18 protein-coding genes and 1 pseudogene are annotated in these 20,206 nt (G+C 72.9%); 17 read left to right on the forward strand and 2 right to left on the reverse strand.

Annotated features, from left to right (window positions below; genetic code table 11):
- Positions 1–121: 121 nt before the first annotated feature.
- Positions 122–1,432, reverse strand: coding sequence for a M14 family zinc carboxypeptidase (locus ACIQIB_RS29840; RefSeq protein ID WP_400651951.1), 1,311 nt, complete (start codon positions 1,430–1,432; stop codon positions 122–124).
- Between the two features lie 419 nt (positions 1,433–1,851).
- On the opposite strand from ACIQIB_RS29840, the gene ACIQIB_RS29845 reads away from it, so the two are divergent.
- The 13 genes from ACIQIB_RS29845 to ACIQIB_RS29905 all read left to right on the forward strand — a co-directional run bounded on the left by ACIQIB_RS29845 (position 1,852) and on the right by ACIQIB_RS29905 (position 17,267).
- Positions 1,852–3,777, forward strand: a complete 1,926-nt coding sequence (locus tag ACIQIB_RS29845) for a TIGR03960 family B12-binding radical SAM protein (protein WP_363607545.1) — start codon at positions 1,852–1,854, stop codon at positions 3,775–3,777.
- Positions 3,778–3,928: 151 nt separating this feature from the next.
- Positions 3,929–4,147, forward strand: a complete 219-nt coding sequence (locus ACIQIB_RS29850; RefSeq protein WP_363607544.1) for a type II toxin-antitoxin system VapB family antitoxin — start codon at positions 3,929–3,931, stop codon at positions 4,145–4,147.
- Positions 4,148–4,573: a PIN domain nuclease gene (locus ACIQIB_RS29855; protein ID WP_363607543.1), complete on the forward strand. Its 426-nt coding sequence runs from the start codon at positions 4,148–4,150 to the stop codon at positions 4,571–4,573.
- 173 nt (positions 4,574–4,746) lie between these two features.
- Positions 4,747–5,547, forward strand: a complete 801-nt coding sequence (locus tag ACIQIB_RS29860; protein WP_363607542.1) for a TIGR03936 family radical SAM-associated protein — start codon at positions 4,747–4,749, stop codon at positions 5,545–5,547.
- A gap of 397 nt (positions 5,548–5,944) precedes the next feature.
- Positions 5,945–9,541 (forward strand): ribonuclease E/G, encoded by a 3,597-nt coding sequence (locus ACIQIB_RS29865; protein ID WP_400651959.1) that lies wholly within the window; start codon positions 5,945–5,947, stop codon positions 9,539–9,541.
- Between the two features lie 224 nt (positions 9,542–9,765).
- Positions 9,766–10,083 (forward strand): 50S ribosomal protein L21, encoded by a 318-nt coding sequence (gene rplU / locus ACIQIB_RS29870; protein WP_030058249.1) that lies wholly within the window; start codon positions 9,766–9,768, stop codon positions 10,081–10,083.
- Positions 10,084–10,095: 12 nt separating this feature from the next.
- On the forward strand, positions 10,096–10,353 hold the full coding sequence (gene rpmA, locus ACIQIB_RS29875; protein ID WP_209416555.1) for a 50S ribosomal protein L27: 258 nt from the start codon (positions 10,096–10,098) through the stop codon (positions 10,351–10,353).
- Between the two features lie 106 nt (positions 10,354–10,459).
- Positions 10,460–11,938 (forward strand): GTPase ObgE, encoded by a 1,479-nt coding sequence (obgE, locus tag ACIQIB_RS29880; RefSeq protein ID WP_363607540.1) that lies wholly within the window; start codon positions 10,460–10,462, stop codon positions 11,936–11,938.
- 263 nt (positions 11,939–12,201) lie between these two features.
- Positions 12,202–13,338: a glutamate 5-kinase gene (proB, locus tag ACIQIB_RS29885; protein WP_363607539.1), complete on the forward strand. Its 1,137-nt coding sequence runs from the start codon at positions 12,202–12,204 to the stop codon at positions 13,336–13,338.
- A gap of 131 nt (positions 13,339–13,469) precedes the next feature.
- On the forward strand, positions 13,470–13,997 hold the full coding sequence (locus ACIQIB_RS29890; protein ID WP_363607538.1) for a hypothetical protein: 528 nt from the start codon (positions 13,470–13,472) through the stop codon (positions 13,995–13,997).
- Between the two features lie 77 nt (positions 13,998–14,074).
- Positions 14,075–15,397: a glutamate-5-semialdehyde dehydrogenase gene (locus ACIQIB_RS29895; protein ID WP_363607537.1), complete on the forward strand. Its 1,323-nt coding sequence runs from the start codon at positions 14,075–14,077 to the stop codon at positions 15,395–15,397.
- Positions 15,398–15,486: 89 nt separating this feature from the next.
- Positions 15,487–16,071, forward strand: coding sequence for a hypothetical protein (locus tag ACIQIB_RS29900; protein ID WP_363607536.1), 585 nt, complete (start codon positions 15,487–15,489; stop codon positions 16,069–16,071).
- 134 nt (positions 16,072–16,205) lie between these two features.
- The gene (locus ACIQIB_RS29905) at positions 16,206–17,267 is read left to right on the forward strand and encodes a hypothetical protein (RefSeq protein ID WP_363607535.1); all 1,062 of its coding nucleotides are present in this window, start codon (positions 16,206–16,208) and stop codon (positions 17,265–17,267) included.
- A 71-nt stretch (positions 17,268–17,338) separates the two neighbouring features.
- Here ACIQIB_RS29905 and ACIQIB_RS29910 read toward each other — a convergent pair whose 3' ends face one another.
- The gene (locus tag ACIQIB_RS29910) at positions 17,339–18,403 is read right to left on the reverse strand and encodes a M48 family metallopeptidase (protein ID WP_363607534.1); all 1,065 of its coding nucleotides are present in this window, start codon (positions 18,401–18,403) and stop codon (positions 17,339–17,341) included.
- A 246-nt stretch (positions 18,404–18,649) separates the two neighbouring features.
- On the opposite strand from ACIQIB_RS29910, the gene ACIQIB_RS29915 reads away from it, so the two are divergent.
- The 4 genes and pseudogenes from ACIQIB_RS29915 to ACIQIB_RS29930 form a co-directional block, all read left to right on the forward strand.
- Positions 18,650–18,796: a hypothetical protein gene (locus tag ACIQIB_RS29915; protein WP_363607533.1), complete on the forward strand. Its 147-nt coding sequence runs from the start codon at positions 18,650–18,652 to the stop codon at positions 18,794–18,796.
- A gap of 150 nt (positions 18,797–18,946) precedes the next feature.
- Positions 18,947–19,105, forward strand: a complete 159-nt coding sequence (locus ACIQIB_RS29920; RefSeq protein WP_400651971.1) for a hypothetical protein — start codon at positions 18,947–18,949, stop codon at positions 19,103–19,105.
- A 134-nt stretch (positions 19,106–19,239) separates the two neighbouring features.
- Positions 19,240–19,872 carry a nicotinate-nucleotide adenylyltransferase gene (gene nadD, locus ACIQIB_RS29925; RefSeq protein WP_363607531.1) on the forward strand — a complete coding sequence of 211 codons (633 nt, stop codon included), beginning with the start codon at positions 19,240–19,242 and terminating at the stop codon, positions 19,870–19,872.
- 45 nt (positions 19,873–19,917) lie between these two features.
- Positions 19,918–20,206: pseudogene (locus ACIQIB_RS29930) on the forward strand (hypothetical protein); the annotation flags it as partial.

The raw sequence follows: 20,206 nt of genomic DNA on the forward strand, positions 1-20,206 counted from the left end.
CGGTTGCGGGATGTGCCGGCGGGGCCGGTCCGGGATCTCCGGGCCGGCCCCGCCGGTTTTCCGTGCGCGGTGCCGCTGTCTCGTCCGGGGTGACCGTCAACTCGCCTGTTGAGTCTGGTCGTTAGGGGGTGGCCGGGCAGGGGTGCAGGCAGTCGGCGGCGGCCAGGACGGCGCGGGTCTGGTGGGCGGTCTGGGTCTCCACCGGGACCCAGCGGGCACCGAAGCGGTGGCGCAGCTGGTCCAGGCTCTCGGCGACGATCCCGTGTGCGCGTTCGCGGGCCGCGTCCGCGGCCGGGCCGCCGGTGTCCGCCAGCAGCCGCAGCAGCATCGACGCCACCCGCACCGGGATGCGGGCCGCGACGATCCCGGCGGTGGCCACCCGGGAGACCGAGAGGGGCTGCTCGCACCACCGGGCCAGCCACTCGTCGGCCAGCGGCGGGCAGACCTCCAGGTTGAACTCGGTGGTGCGCACCAGTGGACCGTAGGCGGCCCGGGCGTGCGGCGGGACGTGGGCGAGCAGTGCGGTCAGCTCCTCGGCGCGCTCCCGCAGCGTCCGGGCGGCGGCGCCCACGGCCCGGCGGGCGGCCGGGTGCGGGCGGGCGTCGCCGACCGCGTCGACGGCCCACATCGGCACCTCCAGTACGGCCGTCACCCCGCCGTGCCGGCCGGCGTACGACCAGGTGGAGAGCTCGGGTTCGTCGGGCAGTGCCCGGGAGAGGCCGGCGCCGCCGGGCGCGGGCATCAGATACGTCCCGGGGGCGGGGCTGGCCCAGCCGACGGCGTCGTAGGCGTCGACGTCCAGCGGGATGCCGCCGTGCGCCACCGAGCGGGTGAACCGTTCGGACAGGCCGGGGACGGGCCGGGTCAGCTGGACGAACGCGCCGCCGAAGTCCACACCGTGCAGGGAGCATTGGAGGAACGGGCGGAGTTCGTCGAGCAGGCCGGTCAGGGCCAGGCTCTCCGGCATCGGCGCCCGGTCGGCGTCGGCGGGCGGCAGCAGCTCGGGCTGCTCCTCGAACGCGGGCCGGAAGAAGTGCTCGTAGTGGCGGCGCATGGTGAGCGGCCCGTCCAGCCAGCCGGAGTTGAGGGCGGCGCCGTCCGGGTCCAGGCAGAGCAGGATGTGCCAGGAGACGCCCGGTTTGGCCGGCCGGTCCAGCAGTTGCCCGGCCAGCCGCAGTGCGCTGGCGACGCCCACCGGCTCGTTGGGGTGCGGGCCGCCGACCACCAGGACGGCCCGTGGGCCGTCGTCCACGGAGAGCAGCGTCAGCGGCCGCCCGGCCCGGGACCGGCCGGCCTCGCGCAGCCGGCAGCGGTCGGGGTGCCGCCGGGCCAGCCGGTGGGCCGCCGCGTCCACCTCCGCCACCCCGGGGTACCGGTCCACGGGCCCGTGCGGGTGGCCGGTGTGGCGTACCCGCCGGCCGGTGTCGGTCATGGCTCTCCTTGCGTCGGGCGCCCGGCGGGTGGCGCGTCACCGCTGTGCGCGGCCGGTGACCGTCCGGCGTGGCGGTGGCGCGGCCGGTCGCCGCAACTCCCTTGTCGGGACGGGACGCAGAGCTTCCGGATTGGAGCCTTGCCAGTACCGCACGCGGCTTCCGGGCATGTCAACAGCCGATGGCCCGGGGACATCGGGCGGTGGTCGGGCCCCGGGGCGGGGCCGGGGCGCCGGGAGTGCGGCCCCGCCGGACCGCTCCCCGGCCGTGCCCGGACCGCTCCCGGGTGGCCGGACGCGGACGTCGGAAGGCTCCGGGATTCGGCTACCCTTGAGGGTCACCCCTCCCAAAACAGTCGCCCACCACCCGACCGGGATCAGATGCGCGCGACACCTTTCAACGTCGTAAGGGTTCCTAGTACATGACTGTCGAATCGGTCTTCCCACGCCTGGAGGCCCTCCTCCCGCACGTCCAGAAGCCGATCCAGTACGTCGGCGGCGAGCTCAACTCGACCGTCAAGGACTGGGACGCCTGCGACGTCCGTTGGGCGCTGATGTACCCCGACGCCTACGAGGTGGGCCTGCCCAACCAGGGCGTCATGATCCTCTACGAGGTGCTCAACGAGCGCGAGGGCGTGCTGGCCGAGCGGACGTACAGCGTCTGGCCGGACCTGGAGGCGCTGATGCGCGAGCACGACGTCCCGCAGTTCACGGTGGACGCCCACCGGCCGGTGCGGGCCTTCGACGTGTTCGGGCTCTCCTTCTCCACCGAGCTCGGCTACACCAACATGCTGGCCGCGCTCGACCTCGCGGGCATCCCGCTGAACGCCGCGGACCGCACCGACGAGGACCCGATCGTGCTGGCCGGCGGCCACGCCGCGTTCAACCCCGAGCCGATCGCGGACTTCATCGACTGCGCGGTGGTCGGCGACGGCGAGCAGGCCGTCCTCGACATCACCGGGATCATCCGCGGCTGGAAGGCCGAGGGCCGCCCGGGCGGGCGCGACGAGCTGCTGCTGCGCCTGGCGCGCACCGGCGGGGTGTACGTGCCCAGGTTCTACGACGTGGAGTACCTGGCCGACGGCCGGATCGGCCGCGTGGTGCCGAACGCCCCGGGCGTGCCGTGGCGGGTCTCCAAGCACACCGTGATGGACCTCGACGAGTGGCCCTACCCCAAGCAGCCGCTCGTCCCGCTCGCCGAGACCGTGCACGAGCGGATGTCCGTCGAGATCTTCCGCGGCTGCACCCGCGGCTGCCGTTTCTGCCAGGCCGGCATGATCACGCGCCCCGTGCGGGAGCGAAGCATCACCGGCATCGGGGAGATGGTCGAGCGCGGGCTGAAGGCCACCGGCTTCGAGGAGGTCGGTCTGCTGTCGCTGTCCAGCGCCGACCACACCGAGATCGGTGACCTGGCCAAGGGCCTGGCGGACCGCTACACCGAGGACAAGATCGGCCTCTCGCTGCCGTCCACCCGGGTGGACGCCTTCAACATCGACCTCGCCAACGAGCTGACCCGCAACGGCCGCCGCTCGGGTCTCACCTTCGCCCCGGAGGGCGGCAGTGAGCGCATCCGCAAGGTGATCAACAAGATGGTGTCGGAGGAGGACCTGATCCGCACCGTCGCCACCGCGTACGGCAACGGCTGGCGTCAGGTGAAGCTGTACTTCATGTGCGGCCTGCCCACCGAGACCGACGAGGACGTGCTCCAGATCGGCGAGATGGCGAAGAACGTCATCCAGAAGGGCCGCGAGGTCACCGGGCAGAACGACATCCGCTGCACCGTCTCCATCGGCGGGTTCGTGCCCAAGCCGCACACCCCGTTCCAGTGGGCCCCGCAGCTGTCCGCCGAGGCCACCGACGCCCGCCTGGCCAAGCTGCGCGACTCCATCCGCGGCGACCGCAAGTACGGCAAGAACATCGGCTACCGCTACCACGACGGCAAGCCCGGCATCGTCGAGGGCCTGCTCTCCCGCGGCGACCGCCGCATCGGCGCCGTGATCCGGGCCGTCTACGACGACGGCGGCCGCTTCGACGGGTGGCGTGAGCACTTCTCGTACGACCGCTGGATGGCCTCCGCCGAGAAGGGCCTGGCCGGTACCGGTGTCGACGTGGACTGGTACACCACCCGCGAGCGCACCTACGAGGAGGTGCTGCCCTGGGACCACCTGGACAGCGGCCTCGACAAGGACTGGCTCTGGGAGGACTGGCAGGACGCCCTCGAAGAGGTCGAGGTCGACGACTGCCGCTGGACCCCGTGCTTCGACTGCGGCGTCTGCCCGCAGATGCAGACGGAGATCCAGATCGGCCCCACCGGCAAGAAGCTGCTGCCGCTGACCGTGGTCAAGTAGAGCCTGACTTTCCTCGATCCCCGGCCGGACACCTCCGGCCGGGGATCGGTCGTTTCCGGACATCACTCGATTTGATGTTGGTATATATGAATCGCGGCCACGAGTATAGAATCTACGCAAATCAATGGGTGGATGAAGGGTGGTATACCGTATGGCCAAAACCATGATCGACGTCGATGAAGAGGCGCTGGCCCTGGCGGCCCAGGCGCTGGGAACCAAGACGAAGAAGGACACGGTCAACGCCGCACTGGCGGAGGTGGGCCTTCGGGCGCGGCGCCGACGGGCCCGGGAACGCATGCGCGAGCTGGCGGCCGACGGTGTGTTCGACGCGGTGCTGGAACCGGGGTTCAAGGAAGAGGTATGGCGCTGAATGAGCGGTGCGGAGCAGTTCCTGATCGACACATCGGCCCACGTCCGGATCGTCAGGCCGGACCTGGACGAGGTGTGGGGCGAGGTGATCGACCAGGGGCGGGTCGGGCTCTGTGAGCCGACCGAAGCGGAACTGTGCTACTCGGCGAGATCCAAGGGGCATTTCGCCGACCTCAAGGCGGCGTTGGCCGACATGTACGTCTGGCGTCCGGTGCCGGACGGCGCCTGGCGGACGCTGCTCGCGATCCAGGAACGGCTCGTCGAGGCCGGTCAGCACCCCTCGGCCGGGATCGCCGACCTGCTGGTCGCCGTCACCGCGATGCACCACGGCCTGACCGTGCTGCACTACGACCGGGACTTCGAGACCATCGCCAGGCACACCGACCTCCGGGCTCAGTGGCTGGCCGAGCCCGGTTCGCTCGACTGACAGCCACCGGCTCTGAGCAGGGGCGGAGCGAGGGGGGTGCGGGGGCGCGTACCCTTTGAGGTGACAGAGTCCGGACAGTGGCGGGAAAGCGCCACGTCGGACGGGGACAACTGACTAAGGACTGAGCGACCCTGGCACGCCGTACGCCCGACGGTCCTCCGCCCGCGCCGACGGTGCAGCGGATCCGTCTCCGCTACACCAAGCGCGGCCGGCTCCGCTTCACCAGCCACCGCGACTTCCAGCGCGCCTTCGAGCGCGCACTGCGCCGGTCGGCCGTGCCGATGGCCTATTCGGCCGGCTTCACTCCGCACCCCAAGGTCTCCTACGCCAACGCCGCCCCGACCGGGGTGGCGAGTGAGGCGGAGTACCTGGAGATCGGCCTCGCCGCCGTCCGCGACCCGGAGGAGCTGCGTGCGCAGCTCGACGAGTCGCTGCCGAACGGCCTGGACATCACCGACGCGGTCGAGGTCAGGACACCGAACTTCGTGGAGCGCCTGGAGGCCTCCGAGTGGCAGGTCCGGCTGGACGGTGTCACCCCGGAGGAGGCGGCCCGCGCGGCCGCCGTTTTCCTGGCCGAGGAGCGGGTCGAGGTCGAACGTCTCACCAAGAACGGCGTGCGGGTCTTTGACGCGCGCGGTGCGGTGGCGGCGCTCGAGGTCGCCTCGCCGCAGGTGGACGACGGTGCGGACACGGAGGGCGAAAGGGTCCACGATGTTCGGACCGGCCGTCCCTGTGCGATACTGCGCCTGGTAGTACGACACGCCACACCCGCCGTACGACCCGACGACGTATTGTCCGGTCTCCGTGCGACGGCCGACCTGGCGCCGCCGGTCCCCGCAGAGGTGACCAGGCTGGCGCAGGGGCCGTTCGACGAGGAGACCGGCACGGTGACCGACCCGCTGGCGCTCGACCGCGCCGCGGCCCCGGCCGGCCCTGTGATGGCCGGCGAGCCGCGCGCAACCGCGTCCGCCTAGCGGGCGGAGGCCGGGTCCAGTGCCTCACTGGACCCGTTGGCCCTCCAGGCCCCCGCGGCTCCCCAGGGGAGCGAGCGTCGTCGAAGCACAGGCCGGCCTCTTGTGGCCCGCCGACCCCGATGGTCGGTGGGCCCGAGGACCCCGTCCGGGAGCCACCCGGGGTTGGGGAACGGCACAGCTTGGGAAAACCTCAGAAGACTGGTCAGACCAGAAGACTTTCGACACCCCGCCGAGTGCGGGGCGCCGAGCGAGACTACGAGCCCCTGTGCGGCCTCGCGTCCGCACGGCGGCACCGAGAAAAGGTCCGGCCCGAGCATCCGTCGCGATGCCGGCCGGCCACCGGTGCCCTGCCGTGCCTGGATACGGAGCCCGGGGGCCTGACGGGAGATCCACCCGCATGCTCGATAACACCGATTCGCAGCAGAACGCTGCACCGGACCAGAACGAATCCGCCGTCGCCGCAGGCGAGGGCGCGACCGCCGCGCCGCCGCGCCGCCGTCGCCGTGCGGTGTCCCGCCCGGCGGGCACCCCGCAGGGGGCTGCCACCGAGGCCGCCGAGACGGTGATCCCGGCCGAGGCCGAGATGCCGGCCGCCGCCGCGCCGGTGGAGGAGCCGGTGGCGGAGAAGCCGGTCCGGGCCCGCCGGGCGCGCAAGCGTGCCGAGGCTCCGGCCGGGGCGCCGGAGGCCACCCCGATCGTCGTCACCGAGCCGGAGGCCGTCGCGGCCGAGGCTCCCGCTGCCGCCGCACCGGTGGCGGAGGAGCCGGTGGCGGAGAAGCCGGTCCGGGCCCGCCGGACCCGCAAGCGTGCCGAGGCCCCCGCCGGGGAGCCCGCCGCCGCCGAGAAGCCGAGCGAGGCGCCGGTCGCCGAGGTGCCCGTCGAGGCTCCCGCCACCGAGACGCCCGCCGAGGAGACCCCGGCCGCCCCGGCCCGCCGACCCCGCCGCCGCCGTGTGGTGGAGGCCGCGCCGGTGGTCGAGGCCCCGGTCGAGGAGCCCGCCGCCGAGGAGGAGGCCCGGGAGCCGCAGGCCGAGCCGGTGGCCGCCGAGGCCCCCGTCCAGGCCGCCCCCGCCGAGCAGCCCGCCCCCGCCCCGGTGGCCGAGGCCGAGCCGGTCCACCGGGTGCGCCGCCGGGCGGTCCGTCCGTCCACCGCGATCTTCCAGGCCCCGGTCTTCCAGGAGCCGGCCCCCTACGAGGCCCCGCAGACGGCTGCTCCGGCGGCTGTCGAGGCCGAGGCCGAGCCCAGGATCGAGGCCAAGGCCGAGCCCAAGTCCAGGGCCAGGGCCAAGGCGCAGGCCCCGGTGCAGGCTCCGGCGGCGGTGTCCGAGGAGGACGAGTACGAGTACAGCGGCGTCGGCCGCCGCCGTCGCACCCGCACCCAGGTCCGGGTGCAGGCCCCGGTCCGCCAGAAGCCCGCCGCCGCCCAGAAGCAGGCCGCGGCTCAGAAGCCGGCCGTCGTCGAGGAGGCCCCGGCCCCGGTCGAGGTGCCCGTCGTCGAGACGCCCGTGGTCGAGGCCCCCGTGGCCGGCCCGGAGGTCGAGGACGAGTGGGAGGACGGCCGTCCGTCCCGCCGTCGCCGCCGGGGCGGCCGTCGTCGCCGCCGCGGTGAGGCCGAGGAGTTCGAGGCCGAGGAGACCGAGCAGCCCGCGGAGGAGCCGGCCGTCGAGGACGAGGAGGGTGAGGACGAGGACGATCTGGCCTCCGGCCTGGCCTCGTCCCGTCGCCGTCGCCGCCGTCGCCGCCGCAGTGGTGAGGCCGGTGCCACCGAGAGCGCCGAGACCACCGAGGACGGCGTCCGCACGGTGGTGAAGGTGCGCGAGCCGCGCCGCCGCTCCACCGAGCCGTCGTTCGACCCGGACGAGGTGCAGTCCATCAAGGGCTCCACCCGCCTGGAGGCCAAGAAGCAGCGCCGCCGCGAGGGCCGCGAGCTGGGCCGTCGCCGGGTGCCGATCATCACCGAGGCCGAGTTCCTGGCCCGCCGCGAGTCGGTCGAGCGCGTCATGGTGGTGCGCCAGAACGGCCAGCGCACCCAGATCGGCGTTCTTGAGGACGGCGTGCTGGTCGAGCACTACGTCAACAAGGAGCAGGCCACCTCGTACGTCGGCAACGTCTACCTGGGCAAGGTCCAGAACGTGCTGCCGTCGATGGAGGCCGCCTTCGTCGACATCGGCAAGGGCCGCAACGCGGTGCTGTACGCCGGTGAGGTCAACTTCGGTTCGCTGGGCGGCCACGGCGGCCCGCGCCGGATCGAGTCGGTGCTGAAGTCCGGCCAGTCCGTCCTGGTGCAGGTCTCCAAGGACCCGATCGGCCACAAGGGCGCCCGCCTGACCAGCCAGATCTCGCTGCCCGGCCGCTACCTGGTGTACGTGCCCGAGGGCTCGATGACCGGCATCTCGCGCAAGCTGCCCGAGAACGAGCGCGCCCGTCTGAAGCAGATCCTCAAGAAGATCGTCCCGGACGACGCGGGCGTGATCGTGCGCACCGCCGCCGAGGGTGCCTCCGAGGACGAGCTGACCCGTGACGTCCAGCGCCTCCAGCAGCAGTGGGAGGAGATCCAGAAGAAGGCCGCGACCGGCAACGCCCCGGCGCTGCTGTACGGCGAGCCGGACATGACCGTCCGGGTCGTGCGCGACATCTTCAACGAGGACTTCACCAAGGTCATCGTCTCCGGCAACGAGGCGTGGAACACCATCCACGACTACGTCTCCAACGTGGCGCCGGACCTCGCCGAGCGGCTCCAGCGGTGGACCTCCGAGGTGGACGTGTTCGCCACCTACCGGATCGACGAGCAGCTGATGAAGGCGCTGGACCGCAAGGTCTGGCTGCCCAGCGGCGGTTCGCTGGTGATCGACCGCACCGAGGCGATGGTCGTCATCGACGTCAACACGGGCAAGTTCGTCGGCCAGGGCGGCAACCTGGAGGAGACGGTCACCCGGAACAACATCGAGGCGGCCGAGGAGATCGTGCGCCAGCTGCGGCTGCGCGACCTCGGCGGCATCATCGTGATCGACTTCATCGACATGGTGCTGGAGTCCAACCGCGACCTGGTGCTGCGCCGTCTGCTGGAGTGCCTGGGCCGGGACCGGACCAAGCACCAGGTGGCCGAGGTCACCTCGCTGGGCCTGGTGCAGATGACCCGCAAGCGGGTCGGCCAGGGCCTGCTGGAGTCGTTCTCCGAGCCGTGCGTGCACTGCAACGGGCGCGGCGTGATCGTGCACATGGAGCAGCCGAGCGTCCACATGGGCGGTGGCGGCCAGGCCGTCGCGGCCGGTGAGGCGGGCTCGGGCGCGGGCAAGCGCCGGCGCCGGGGCAAGGGCGGAGCGGCCCAGGAGGAGCCGCAGGCCGTCGAGGTGGCCCAGCCGGACGAGCACGTCCACGAGGAGGTCGAGGGGCAGCTCGCGATCGAGGAGCTGGAGGTCGTCGAGACCTCCGCTCCGGCCGGGCCGGTCGTGGTCGAGGAGGCCGTGGTCGTGGAGACCGCCGCCGAGCCGGCCCAGCCGAGCCTGGTCGAGATCCCGGCCGCCGCCGCGGCTCCCGCCGGCCGTACCCGTCGCCGTGCGGTGCGCAAGGCGACGGCGCCGGCCGGTGCGCCCGCCGAGGCCGAGATCGTGGTGCTGCAGGCCCGGGCCGACGCGGCGCTGGAGGCGGCCCTCAAGGCCGCCGCCCCGGCCGCCGAGGAGCCGGCCCCGGTCGAGCCGGTCGCGGCCGAGGAGGCCGTGGTCGTGGAGACCGTGGCCGAGCCCGCTGCGCCTGTCGAGGCCCCGGAGGCGGCCGAGGCCGTCGCCGAGGAGCCGGCCGTGACCGAGGAGCCCGCCGAGGAGGCGCCGGCCCCGAAGAAGCGGGCCGCGCGCAAGACCGCCGCGAAGAAGACCGCTGCCAAGAAGACCACGGCAGCGGCGGCCAAGAAGACCACCGCCCGCAAGACCGCGACCAAGCGGACCAGCGCGGCGGCCAAGAAGGCCGCGGCCGCCGAGGGTGATTCGGCAGCCGAGTAGTGCCCGGTGCCCGGGGGCGGACGACCGTCCGCCCCCGGGCCCTGTACGGTCCGGTTTGCCCCTGCGGCGCCCGGTCCGTATTCTTGACCACTGGCGTGTCTACGCCATGCTCCCGAGCACATCACCTCCTGAGACCTTCGTGAGAAGGCCCGGGGGAGGCCCCTGTGTCCGTACCCAGGTGGCTGGCATCGAGAGTTCCGACCGAGTAGGAAAGTAGGTACCGCATGTACGCGATCGTTCGCGCAGGCGGCCGCCAGCACAAGGTCGCCGTCGGCGACGTGCTGGAGATCGACCGTATTGAGGCCAAGCCGGGTGACTCGGTCGAGCTCTCGACCATCCTGATCGTCGACGGTGACGCTGTCACCTCCGACCCCTGGGTCCTCGCTGGCGTGAAGGCTCACGCCGAGGTGGTCGACCAGACCAAGGGCGACAAGATCGTCATCCTGCGCTACAAGAACAAGACCGGTTACCGTCGCCGCCAGGGTCACCGCCAGCAGCACACCGCTGTGCGGATCACGAGCATCGACTCCGTCAGCAAGTAAGGGGATAGCGAGATGGCACACAAGAAGGGCGCAAGCTCTACCCGTAACGGCCGTGACTCGAACGCCCAGCGCCTCGGCGTGAAGCGCTTCGGCGGCCAGGTTGTCTCCGCCGGCGAGATCCTCGTCCGCCAGCGCGGCACCCACTTCCACCCGGGTGCGGGCGTCGGTCGCGGTGGCGACGACACCCTGTTCGCGCTGACCGCCGGTGCCGTGCAGTTCGGCACCCGCCGCGGCCGCAAGGTCGTCAACATCGTGGCCACCGAGGCCTGAGTCTCACCAGACTCACAGTGAAGGGTGGGCCGGAATGTTCCGGTCCACCCTTCATGCTTTAGAGCAGGTAAAGACCGTTTGTCGTACACGTACTGGAGGCACACCCATGACCACCTTCGTGGACCGCGTCGAGCTTCACGTCGCCGCGGGTAACGGGGGCCACGGCTGCGCCTCCGTGCACCGAGAGAAGTTCAAGCCGCTCGGCGGGCCGGACGGTGGCAACGGCGGTGAGGGCGGCAGCATCATCCTCATCGTGGACGCGCAGGTCACCACCCTGCTCGAGTACCACCACTCGCCCAAGCGCAAGGCCACCAACGGCAAGCCCGGCGCGGGCGGCAACCGCACCGGAGCCGACGGCCACGACCTGGTGCTGCCGGTGCCGGACGGCACCGTGGTGCTGGACCGGGAGGGCAACGTCCTCGCCGACCTGGTCGGCCACGGCACCAGCTTCGTCGCCGCCGCGGGCGGCCGCGGCGGCCTGGGCAACGCGGCGCTGGCCTCGGCCCGCCGCAAGGCGCCCGGCTTCGCGCTGCTCGGCGAGCCCGGCGAGGCCCGTGACATCGTCATGGAGCTCAAGTCCGTCGCCGACGTCGCCCTGGTGGGGTACCCGAGCGCGGGCAAGTCCTCGCTGATCTCGGTGCTTTCGGCCGCCAAGCCGAAGATCGCGGACTACCCGTTCACGACCCTGATCCCCAACCTGGGCGTGGTCACCGCGGGCGAGACCGTCTACACCGTCGCCGACGTGCCCGGTCTGATCCCCGGCGCCAGCCAGGGCCGCGGCCTCGGCCTGGAGTTCCTGCGGCACGTCGAGCGCTGTTCGGTGCTGGTGCACGTGCTGGACTGCGCCACGCTGGAGCCCGGCCGTGACCCGCTGACCGACCTGGAGACCATCGAGTCCGAGCTGGCCCAGTACGGCGGTCTGGACGACCGGCCGCGCCTGGTCGCGCTCAACAAGATCGACGTGCCGGACGGCCAGGACATCGCCGACCTCACCCGCGAGTCTTTGGAGGCGCGCGGCTACCGCGTCTTCGAGGTGTCCGCCGCCTCCCGCAAGGGCCTGCGCGAACTGAGCTTCGCGATGGCGCAGATCGTCGCCGAGGCCCGGGCCGCCAAGCCGGTGGAGGAGTCCACCCGGATCGTGCTGCGGCCCGCCGCCGTGGACGACGCGGGCTTCACCATCACCGAGGAGGACGGCGCCTACCGCATCCGCGGCGGCAAGCCGGAGCGCTGGGTCCGCCAGACCGACTTCTCCAACGACGAGGCCGTCGGCTACCTCGCCGACCGGCTCGCCCGCCTCGGTGTCGAGGAGAAGCTGTGGAAGGTCGGCGCCCAGGAGGGCGACACCGTCATCATCGGCCCGGACGAGAACGCCGTCGTCTTCGACTGGGAGCCGACCATGGCCGCCGGTGCCGAGATGCTCGGCCGCCGCGGTGAGGACCACCGCTTCGAGAGCCCGCGTCCGGCCGTCGACCGCCGCCGTGACAAGCAGAAGGGCAAGGACGCGGCCGAGGCCGAGTTCCTCGCCTTCGAGGCGCTCTCCAGCGGCCGCCAGGCCGCCATCGAGGGCGACGACGAGGACAGCTGAGCCGGCGGTTCGACGCGGCCCCCGCCACCCGCAAGGGAGGCGGGGGCCGCGCCGCGTTCGGTCTGGTGAAACGTCACTTCGCCGGGACGGCACGGAACTTGGCCGGGCAGGCCGGTCCGCCGCGGGCCGGGCGGTCGCCGGGCGGCCCGTCCAGCGGGTGACATGACCTGCGGGCGGGGTGCGCCGGTCGCGTAGATTGCGGGGGTAACGGCCGGGCCCGGGGCCCGTCGTACCCGCACCACACCGGAAGGGCGTACAGCGAGATGAGCGAGGACTCACTGCGGGACGAGGTGCTGACCGCGCGGCGGATCGTCGTGAAGGTCGGTTCCTCCTCACTCACCACCGCCGCCGGCGGCCTGGACGCCGACCGGGTCGACGCCCTGGTGGACGCGCTGGCCAAGGTGCGCACCCGGGCGGAGGCGCCCGAGGTGGTCCTGGTCTCCTCCGGCGCCATCGCGGCGGGCCTCGCCCCGCTCGGCCTGGACGGGCGGCCCAAGGACCTCGCCCGCCAGCAGGCCGCCGCCAGCGTCGGGCAGGGCCTGCTGGTCGCCCGCTACACCGCCTCCTTCGCGCGGTACGGCATCCGGGTCGGCCAGGTGCTGCTGACCGCCGAGGACGCCAGCCGCCGGGCCCACTACCGCAACGCCTACCGGACGCTCGACCAGCTGCTGGCGATGGGCGCGATGCCGATCGTCAACGAGAACGACACCGTCGCCACCGCCGAAATCAAGTTCGGTGACAACGACCGGCTGGCCGCGCTGGTCGCCCATCTGGTCCGGGCCGACCTGCTGGTGCTGCTCTCCGACGTGGACGGCCTCTACGACGGCGACCCGAGCCGCCCCGGCACCAGCCGGATCGCCCAGGTGGCCGGACCGCACGACCTGGACGGCATCCAGATCGGCAGCGCGGGCAAGGCCGGTGTCGGCACCGGCGGCATGGTCACCAAGGTCGAGGCGGCCCGGATCGCCACCGGCGCGGGCATCCCGGTGGTGCTCACCGCCGCCAGCCACGCCGCCGACGCGCTGGCCGGCCGGCCCACCGGCACGCTGTTCCTGCGCACCGGCAGCCGCTCCTCCGACCGGCTGCTCTGGCTGGCCCACGCGAGCAGCCCGCGCGGCGCCCTGCACCTGGACGAGGGCGCGGTCGCGGCGGTGGTCTCCGGTGGCGCCTCGCTGCTGCCGGCCGGGGTCACCAAGGTCGACGGGGAGTTCGCCGCGGGTGATCCGGTGGACCTTCTTGGTGAAAACGGCCACATCGTGGCGCGCGGACTGGTCAACTTTGATGCGAGGGAGTTGCCCCGCCTGCTCGGCCGGTCCACCCGAGACCTGGCCCAGGAGTTCGGCGCCGCGTACGAGCGTGAGGTCGTTCACCGCGACGACCTGGTCGTCCTGCGCGGCTGACCGGCCAGCGCGGGCGGCGGGCCACTCCGCACGGGTTCACGCCCGGCCGCGGGCGGGGAGGCGCGCAGCCTTACGCGTCGGGCCGGGCCGGCGGGTACGACGACACGACATCGCCGAACAGGAGGCCGCCGGTGGAACGCAGGCGCGAGGCAGCGCTGACCGGAGGGACGGCGGGCCGGCGGCTGACCAGCATCGACGGCGGACGCGGTGGCGACGGCCCAGCCGGGCCGTCAGGCCCGCCGCCGCAGGGGCCCGGCGGGGTGCGCAGGCTGCGGCCGGACCGGCGGGACGCGGGCGACCCGCCCACGGTGCCCGAGCAGGCCCGGCTCTGGCACGTGGTGCTGAGCGTCGCCGGGCAGGTCACCCCGCTGTCGGAGCTGCGGGCCGGGCTGGAGCGGCTGGCGCACGACCACTCGTTCTTCCTGACCGCCCGCTACGCCGCCGACCACGCCGAGATCCGCTACTGGGAGCAGGCGCGGGACCTGCACGACGCGGCGGCGATCGCGCTGCGGCTGTGGGGCGAGCACAAGGTGACGGCGAGCCTGCCGGCGTGGGAGATCGTCGGCCTGGAGGTGGTCGACCGCGCGACGTACCACAAGCGGGTGGCCGAGGGCTTCGGCGATCCGCCCCCGCACCTGGGCGGGGTCCACCCGTACTGAGCCGCCCTGCCGCGGGCGCCGTCTCACCGGGCGAAATGCCCGCCGGACGCCGCCCGCGCAGTCGCTACCCTTGGCACATGACCAGCGACCTCGCCACCGCCGACAGCCCCGTCCTCGCCGTAGCGCGCCGAGCCCGGGAGGCCGCCGCCGCGCTCGCCCCGCTGCCGCGCCGGGCGAAGGACACCGCGCTGCTGGCGATCGCGGACGCCCTGGTGGCCCGCAGCGCCGAGATCACCGCCGCCAACGCCGAGGACGTCGCGCGGGCCCGCGCGGCCGGCACCGCCGAGTCGGTGGTCGACCGGCTGACCCTCGACCACGAGCGGATCGCCGCGATCGCCTCCGACGTCCGCGACGTGGCCGGGCTGCCCGATCCGGTCGGCGAGGTGGTGCGCGGCTACACCCTGCCCAACGGTCTGGACGTGCGCCAGGTACGGGTGCCGCTCGGCGTCGTCGGCATCATCTACGAGGCCCGTCCCAACGTCACGGTGGACGCCGCCGCGCTCTGCCTGAAGTCCGGCAACGCCGTGCTGCTGCGCGGCTCGGCCTCCGCCTACCGCTCCAACACCGCGCTGATCACGGTGTTGCGCGACGCGGTCGAGGCGGCCGGGCTGCCCGCCGACGCGATCCAGCTCGTCCCCGGTGAGAGCCGGGACTCGGTGCGGGAGCTGATGCGCGCCCGCGGTCTGGTGGACGTGCTGATCCCGCGCGGCGGCGCCTCGTTGATCCGGACCGTGGTCGAGGGCTCGACCGTCCCGGTGATCGAGACCGGCACCGGCAACTGCCATGTCTACGTGGACGCCCGGACCGACCTCGCGATGGCCGTCGGCATCCTGCTGAACTCCAAGGCCCAGCGGGTCAGCGTCTGCAACTCGGCCGAGACGCTGCTGGTCCACCAGGACGTCGCGGACGCCTTCCTGCCGTTGGCGCTGGCCGCGCTCGCCGAGGCCGGGGTGACCGTGCACGGCGACGACGCGGTGCTCAAGGCCGCCGAGGGCACGGCGGTGACGGTGGTGCCGGCCACCGAGGAGGACTGGGGGACGGAATACCTCTCCTACGACCTGGCGGCCGCCGTGGTGCCCTCGCTGGACGCCGCCGTCGAGCACATCCGCCGCTGGTCCTCCGGCCACACCGAGGCGATCGTCACCACCTCGCAGGCGGCCGCCCGCCGCTTCACGCAACTGGTCGACGCGACCACGGTGGCCGTCAACGCGTCCACCCGGTTCACCGACGGCGGTGAGTTCGGCTTCGGTGCCGAGATCGGCATCTCCACCCAGAAGCTGCACGCCCGCGGCCCGATGGGCCTGCCCGAGCTGACCAGCACCAAGTACATCGTCACCGGTGACGGGCATGTCCGGGGCGAGGCGACGCAGACCGTGGGCGGGGCCGCCGACGCCGGCTGAGCGCGCCCGGGACGGCTCGCTTCACACGGGTGACGAACCAACTGGGAGGAGCCACAGACAAAACGGCCGCCCGGTAATACGCTGAATCCGTGGCTGACGATGTGGGGGGCTCGCCGTACCCCGACGGCGCCGACCACGGTGGTGCGGACGACGAGTTCGCCACCGTGGTCTTCGATGAGGCCTTCGTGCGGTCCGCCGCCGTGCACGAGCCGACGGCCAAGGAGCGGCAGCTCGCCGCCGCCGAGGCCCGGTTCGAGCCGGACACGGTGGGACCGGGCTGGGGCTATGACATTCCGGCCGGTGACGGGTTGCCGCTGGAGCTGCGCCCGCACCCGAGCGGGCTGGACGACGACCGCCTCTATCCCGACCCGTGGTCGGCGCCCGGCCGGGCGACCGGGCGCCGGTGGGGCCGGAGCGGCGTCTACGACCCGGTCCGGGCCGGGCGCGGGCGCTATGTCGCCCAGCAGCGCTGGCACCGGCCGGTGGCCTGGGTGCTCGCCGTGATCATGGGCGTGAGCCTGGTCGCGGTGGCCGTCGCGGCGGTCTACCAGGGCGTGGGCGGGGCCGACGGAGGACCGGCGCCCCGGCCCGAGTCCGGCAACAGCAGTGTGGGGGCCGATCCGGTGCCCTCGCCGGCCGAACCGTCGCTCGTGGTCACCGCTCCGGCGGGCTGAGCCGCTGATCCGGCGGAGCCGGGGGCCGGTGTGCCCGGGGCCGTACGGGGGCGCTCCGGGCGGTCACGGAGCGGCCCCGGGAATCTGTGGCAGGACTCTCGTGGCGGGGCCGGGGTGCGGCTTACCCTGGTGTTATGGGTGACCCGCGAGAGCCTCCGGAGGGTGCGCCCGACGGTGGTTCCGGAAATGAGGACGAGTACCGGTCCGTCGTCTTCGACGAATCCTTCGTCCGGGCTGCCCGGATCCAGGAGCTCTCCGCCCGGGAGCGGCTGGCCGGCTCCTTCGGCCGGGCCACCCGCCCGCGCGTACGGCTCGGCCCGCTGGGCACCGTGCCCCGGCAGGCGCTCGCCCTGCTGCTGCTCATCCTGGTGGCCTTCGCGGCCGCGGTGTACTTCGGCATCAGCTCGCCCGAACGGCAGTCGGCCCAGCCCTCGGGCAGTCAACTGACCACCAGTCTGGTGGCGTTGAGCCCGGCTTCGGCGGTCAGGCCGGTCGCCGACCCGGCCGGCCCCTTCGCCTCGTTGCCGCCCGGCTACAGCGACGGCGCGATCGGTCTCGGGACGCCCGCCGGAGCGGCCACCGAGCACTTCAGCAAGGCCGAGGTGACCAAGGCGCTCGACACCGTCCAGCGCTATCTGGTCGCCTCCTCGCTGGCGCCCGCGGCCCTGATCCAGGGGGCGACCGGCGATGTGCGGGCCTTCGTCACCCCGGGTGAGCAGGCCCAGTTCGATACGAGCGTGGCCCAGCCGGCCGACGACCGGCACCACGCGCTGACCGGCTGGCTGGTCCGCTTCGACCCCGGCCAGGTCGCGCTGGCCTCGGGCACCGTCAAGGTCGCGGGCGCGATGCGGATCGACGAGGCGGACAGCGGCACGCTGCAGATCGCCACCGACCACACCTTCGTCTACGCGCTGAAGCCGGCCGGCGCGTCGAGCGGCGCACCGGTCACCCTGGAGACCGTCCGGCGGCAGCTGACGTTCGACTTCGACCGGGTCGACCTGGCCGCCACCCAGCTGCGGCTGGTGGACTCGGTGCTCCAGGCCGGTCCGGCCCCGTGCACCGGCTCGATGGCCGGGTTCCTCCAGCCGGTGCTCGCCACGGCGGGCGGCACCTCGGTGCCCGCCCCGCCCGGGATCGACCCGGGCAACCACGCCCAGCCCGCCTGGCAGGTCTGCGGGGTGCTGGCGGGAGGCTGACCGCTCCCCGGGCCCGCCGACGGCCCCCGGCGGGGAGCCGGGAGCCGTCCGCCGGGGCGGTACCGGTGGGGTCAGTCGTCGTCGCGGGTCGGGCCGCCGGTGGATCCGTTGCCGCGCGAGGCGCCGGTGAAGGTGTCGCGGAGCTTGCCGCCGACGGTCGCGGCGCCGCCGGCGACATCGCGGATCAGGCCCATCAGCGGGTCCTTGCTCTCCTTCACCGAGGTGGTGTAGTGGTCGGCGGCGGCCCTCCACTGGTCGCCGACCGAGGTCTCCGGGTCCTCGCCGCGGCGCGGGTAGGCGCCCGCCAGGATCGAGCGGTACTCGTCGCTCTCCGACCACTTCTTCAGCTGGGCGACCCGTACCACCGCGAAGGGGTGGCTCTGCGGCAGCACCTGGAGCAGCTTCAGCACGCCGTCGCGCAGGTCGCCGGCCTTGTCGTACTCCGCGGCCTGCTCCAGGAAGGCGTCGACGTTCATCTCGGCGAGGTTGTGGCCACCGGCCAGCTTCATCAGGGCCCGCATGGACGCCTGGAGGTCCTGCCCGGCGAGCAGGCCGGCCCGGTCGCTGGAGAGCTCGGCCTTGCGGAACCACTCCTTGAGCGCGGTGACGATCGCCATGATCGCCAGGTTGCCGAGCGGCACCCAGGCGATCCGGGTGGCGATGTTGGTGAGGATCAGCAGCATCGTCCGGTAGACCGCGTGGCCGGACATCGCGTGACCGACCTCATGGCCGATGACCGAGCGCAGCTCCTCCTCGTCCAGCAGCTCGACCAGGCCGCTGGTGACCACGATGATCGGGGTGTCGATGCCGATGCAGTACGCGTTGACCGTCGGGTCCTGGGTGACGTAGAGGTCCGGGATCCGCTCCAGGTCGAGCACGTAGCCGGCGTCGCGCACCATGTTGTAGAGCTCGGGGAACTGGCGCTCGGACGTCTTCACGGCGGTGGCCAGGAACATCAGCCGGATCGAACGCTCGGAGACCAGACCGGCGAGCTTCCTGAGCACGTCGTCGAAGCCGGTCAGCTTGCGCAGCGCGACCAGGGCGGAGCGGTCCGCGGGGTGCTCCCAGGCCCGGGTGGAGATCTCCGGGAAGCGCTGGCGGCGCCGGCTCGGGGTCTTCTCGGTCGTATCGGTCATGGTGTGAGTACCTCCTGCTCGACGGCGGCCCCGGCCGCTGGCCGGCCCCCGCTGCTCTTCGTCTGCAACGACTGTCTGTGCAACGTCCGTGGTTGCGTACTCGTCCCCGCGGCCACCCTACGCGCGGTGCGGGCCGCGCCGCAGGGGGCGGTGGGCGGCGCGGATGTGAAGCCGGTCTACCCTGAATGTCCTGGATAGCCGAGACCAGACCTGGCCGCGGTACCGAGCAGTTCGAGGAGCCCGCAGATGTCCACCGACGCCCTTGTCAGCCTGGCCGGCCCGATCTCCACGGAGGACGGCCCGGGGCTGTTCCTGCGCATCATCGTGGTGGCCTCCTTCGTGGGCGTCGGACTGCTCGCCTGGATCCTGCTGAGGGCCGGCCGCAACAACTGAGCACACCCCCGCCGGGCACCCGGCTCACGCCTGATCAGACGCGGTGGGCCGCCGAGCGGTTGCCGTGTAACCACCCGTACGATGGCGGGTGGGGCCCTCACCGGCCCGACACCCTGGTCCGTCACCCGAGCCGAGAAGGTCCCGCCGACCATGAACACTGCCGCCGCACTTCCCGTTCTGAACCTGCTCGCCTCCGAGGGCGAGGGGGGCAACCACGAGAGCCTCAACCCGTACCTGACGGGCGGCGCCGCGCTGTTCATCCTGCTGCTGCTGCTCTACGTCACCACCCGCTTCAACCGGGACCGCTGAGTCCCGCCGAGCCGTCCCGGTGGTGGCCAGGGGAGCGTCCGGTGTGAGTGCCGGCCGCTCCCTCGCGCGTGTCCGGGGCGGCCCCCACCCGGGCGTTCCCGCACCGTAACGCGTGTCGCGTAAGGTGTGGCGCCATGGGAGAGCAGGCCGGGAATCCCGGCGGACCGGTACCGGTGAAGAAGCGCCTCGGCGTCATGGGTGGCACCTTCGACCCGATCCACCACGGGCACCTGGTCGCCGCCAGTGAGGTGGCGAGCGCGTTCCACCTCGATGAGGTGATCTTCGTGCCGACCGGGCAGCCGTGGCAGAAGAGCGACCGCCATGTCACCCCGGCCGAGGACCGCTACCTGATGACGGTCATCGCCACCGCGGAGAACCCGCAGTTCTCGGTCAGCCGGATCGACATCGACCGCGAGGGTCCGACGTACACCGTCGACACCCTGCGCGACCTGCACGCACTGCACCCGGACGCCGACCTCTTCTTCATCACCGGTGCCGACGCGCTTGCCCAGATCCTCTCCTGGCGGGACTCCGACGAGCTTTTCTCGCTCGCGCACTTCATCGGCTGTACCCGCCCGGGGCACACTCTTTCGGACGCCGGGCTTCCGGTGGGCGGGGTCTCCCTGGTGGAGGTCCCGGCCCTGGCCATCTCCTCCACGGACTGCCGCAACCGGGTCGCCAAGGGCGAGCCGGTCTGGTACCTCGTCCCGGACGGCGTGGTCCGCTACATCGACAAGCGTGCGCTCTACGCGCCGCACCGGATCTGAATCCCGGAGGGGCGGGCGCATGAGCGAGCGGAGCGAGGTAGGCGCATGAGCGAGCGCACGGGCGGCCAGGACGACTGGTCCACCGGCCAGTACCAGCAGTACCAGCCCTACCAGGAGCAGGCCCCGCAGCAGCAACAGCCGCAGCAGTACGACCAGTACGGGCAGCCGGTGCCGTCGGCGTACCCGCAGCAGGGCGGGTACGGCTACCAGGAGCAGCAGCAGTACCAGCCGTACGAGCAGCAGGCCCCGCAGCAGCAACAGCCGCAGCAGTACGACCAGTACGGGCAGCCGGTGCCGTCGGCGTACCCGCAGCAGGGCGGGTACGGCTACCAGG

The organism is Kitasatospora sp. NPDC092286, assembly GCF_044755565.1.
Taxonomy (GTDB): domain Bacteria; phylum Actinomycetota; class Actinomycetes; order Streptomycetales; family Streptomycetaceae; genus Kitasatospora.

What these genes read in the sequence shown, in the direction of transcription:
- rplU (WP_030058249.1), top strand. Translation starts at nt 9,766, where the DNA reads ATGTACGCGATCGTTCGCGCAGGCGGCCGCCAGCACAAGGTCGCCGTC.
- ACIQIB_RS29850 (WP_363607544.1), top strand. Translation starts at nt 3,929, where the DNA reads ATGGCCAAAACCATGATCGACGTCGATGAAGAGGCGCTGGCCCTGGCG.
- nadD (WP_363607531.1), top strand. Translation starts at nt 19,240, where the DNA reads ATGGGAGAGCAGGCCGGGAATCCCGGCGGACCGGTACCGGTGAAGAAG.
- ACIQIB_RS29840 (WP_400651951.1), bottom strand. Translation starts at nt 1,432, where the DNA reads ATGACCGACACCGGCCGGCGGGTACGCCACACCGGCCACCCGCACGGG.
- ACIQIB_RS29920 (WP_400651971.1), top strand. Translation starts at nt 18,947, where the DNA reads ATGAACACTGCCGCCGCACTTCCCGTTCTGAACCTGCTCGCCTCCGAG.
- ACIQIB_RS29910 (WP_363607534.1), bottom strand. Translation starts at nt 18,403, where the DNA reads ATGACCGATACGACCGAGAAGACCCCGAGCCGGCGCCGCCAGCGCTTC.
- rpmA (WP_209416555.1), top strand. Translation starts at nt 10,096, where the DNA reads ATGGCACACAAGAAGGGCGCAAGCTCTACCCGTAACGGCCGTGACTCG.
- proB (WP_363607539.1), top strand. Translation starts at nt 12,202, where the DNA reads ATGAGCGAGGACTCACTGCGGGACGAGGTGCTGACCGCGCGGCGGATC.
- ACIQIB_RS29905 (WP_363607535.1), top strand. Translation starts at nt 16,206, where the DNA reads ATGGGTGACCCGCGAGAGCCTCCGGAGGGTGCGCCCGACGGTGGTTCC.
- ACIQIB_RS29855 (WP_363607543.1), top strand. Translation starts at nt 4,148, where the DNA reads ATGAGCGGTGCGGAGCAGTTCCTGATCGACACATCGGCCCACGTCCGG.
- ACIQIB_RS29915 (WP_363607533.1), top strand. Translation starts at nt 18,650, where the DNA reads ATGTCCACCGACGCCCTTGTCAGCCTGGCCGGCCCGATCTCCACGGAG.
- ACIQIB_RS29865 (WP_400651959.1), top strand. Translation starts at nt 5,945, where the DNA reads ATGCTCGATAACACCGATTCGCAGCAGAACGCTGCACCGGACCAGAAC.
- ACIQIB_RS29845 (WP_363607545.1), top strand. Translation starts at nt 1,852, where the DNA reads ATGACTGTCGAATCGGTCTTCCCACGCCTGGAGGCCCTCCTCCCGCAC.
- ACIQIB_RS29895 (WP_363607537.1), top strand. Translation starts at nt 14,075, where the DNA reads ATGACCAGCGACCTCGCCACCGCCGACAGCCCCGTCCTCGCCGTAGCG.
- obgE (WP_363607540.1), top strand. Translation starts at nt 10,460, where the DNA reads ATGACCACCTTCGTGGACCGCGTCGAGCTTCACGTCGCCGCGGGTAAC.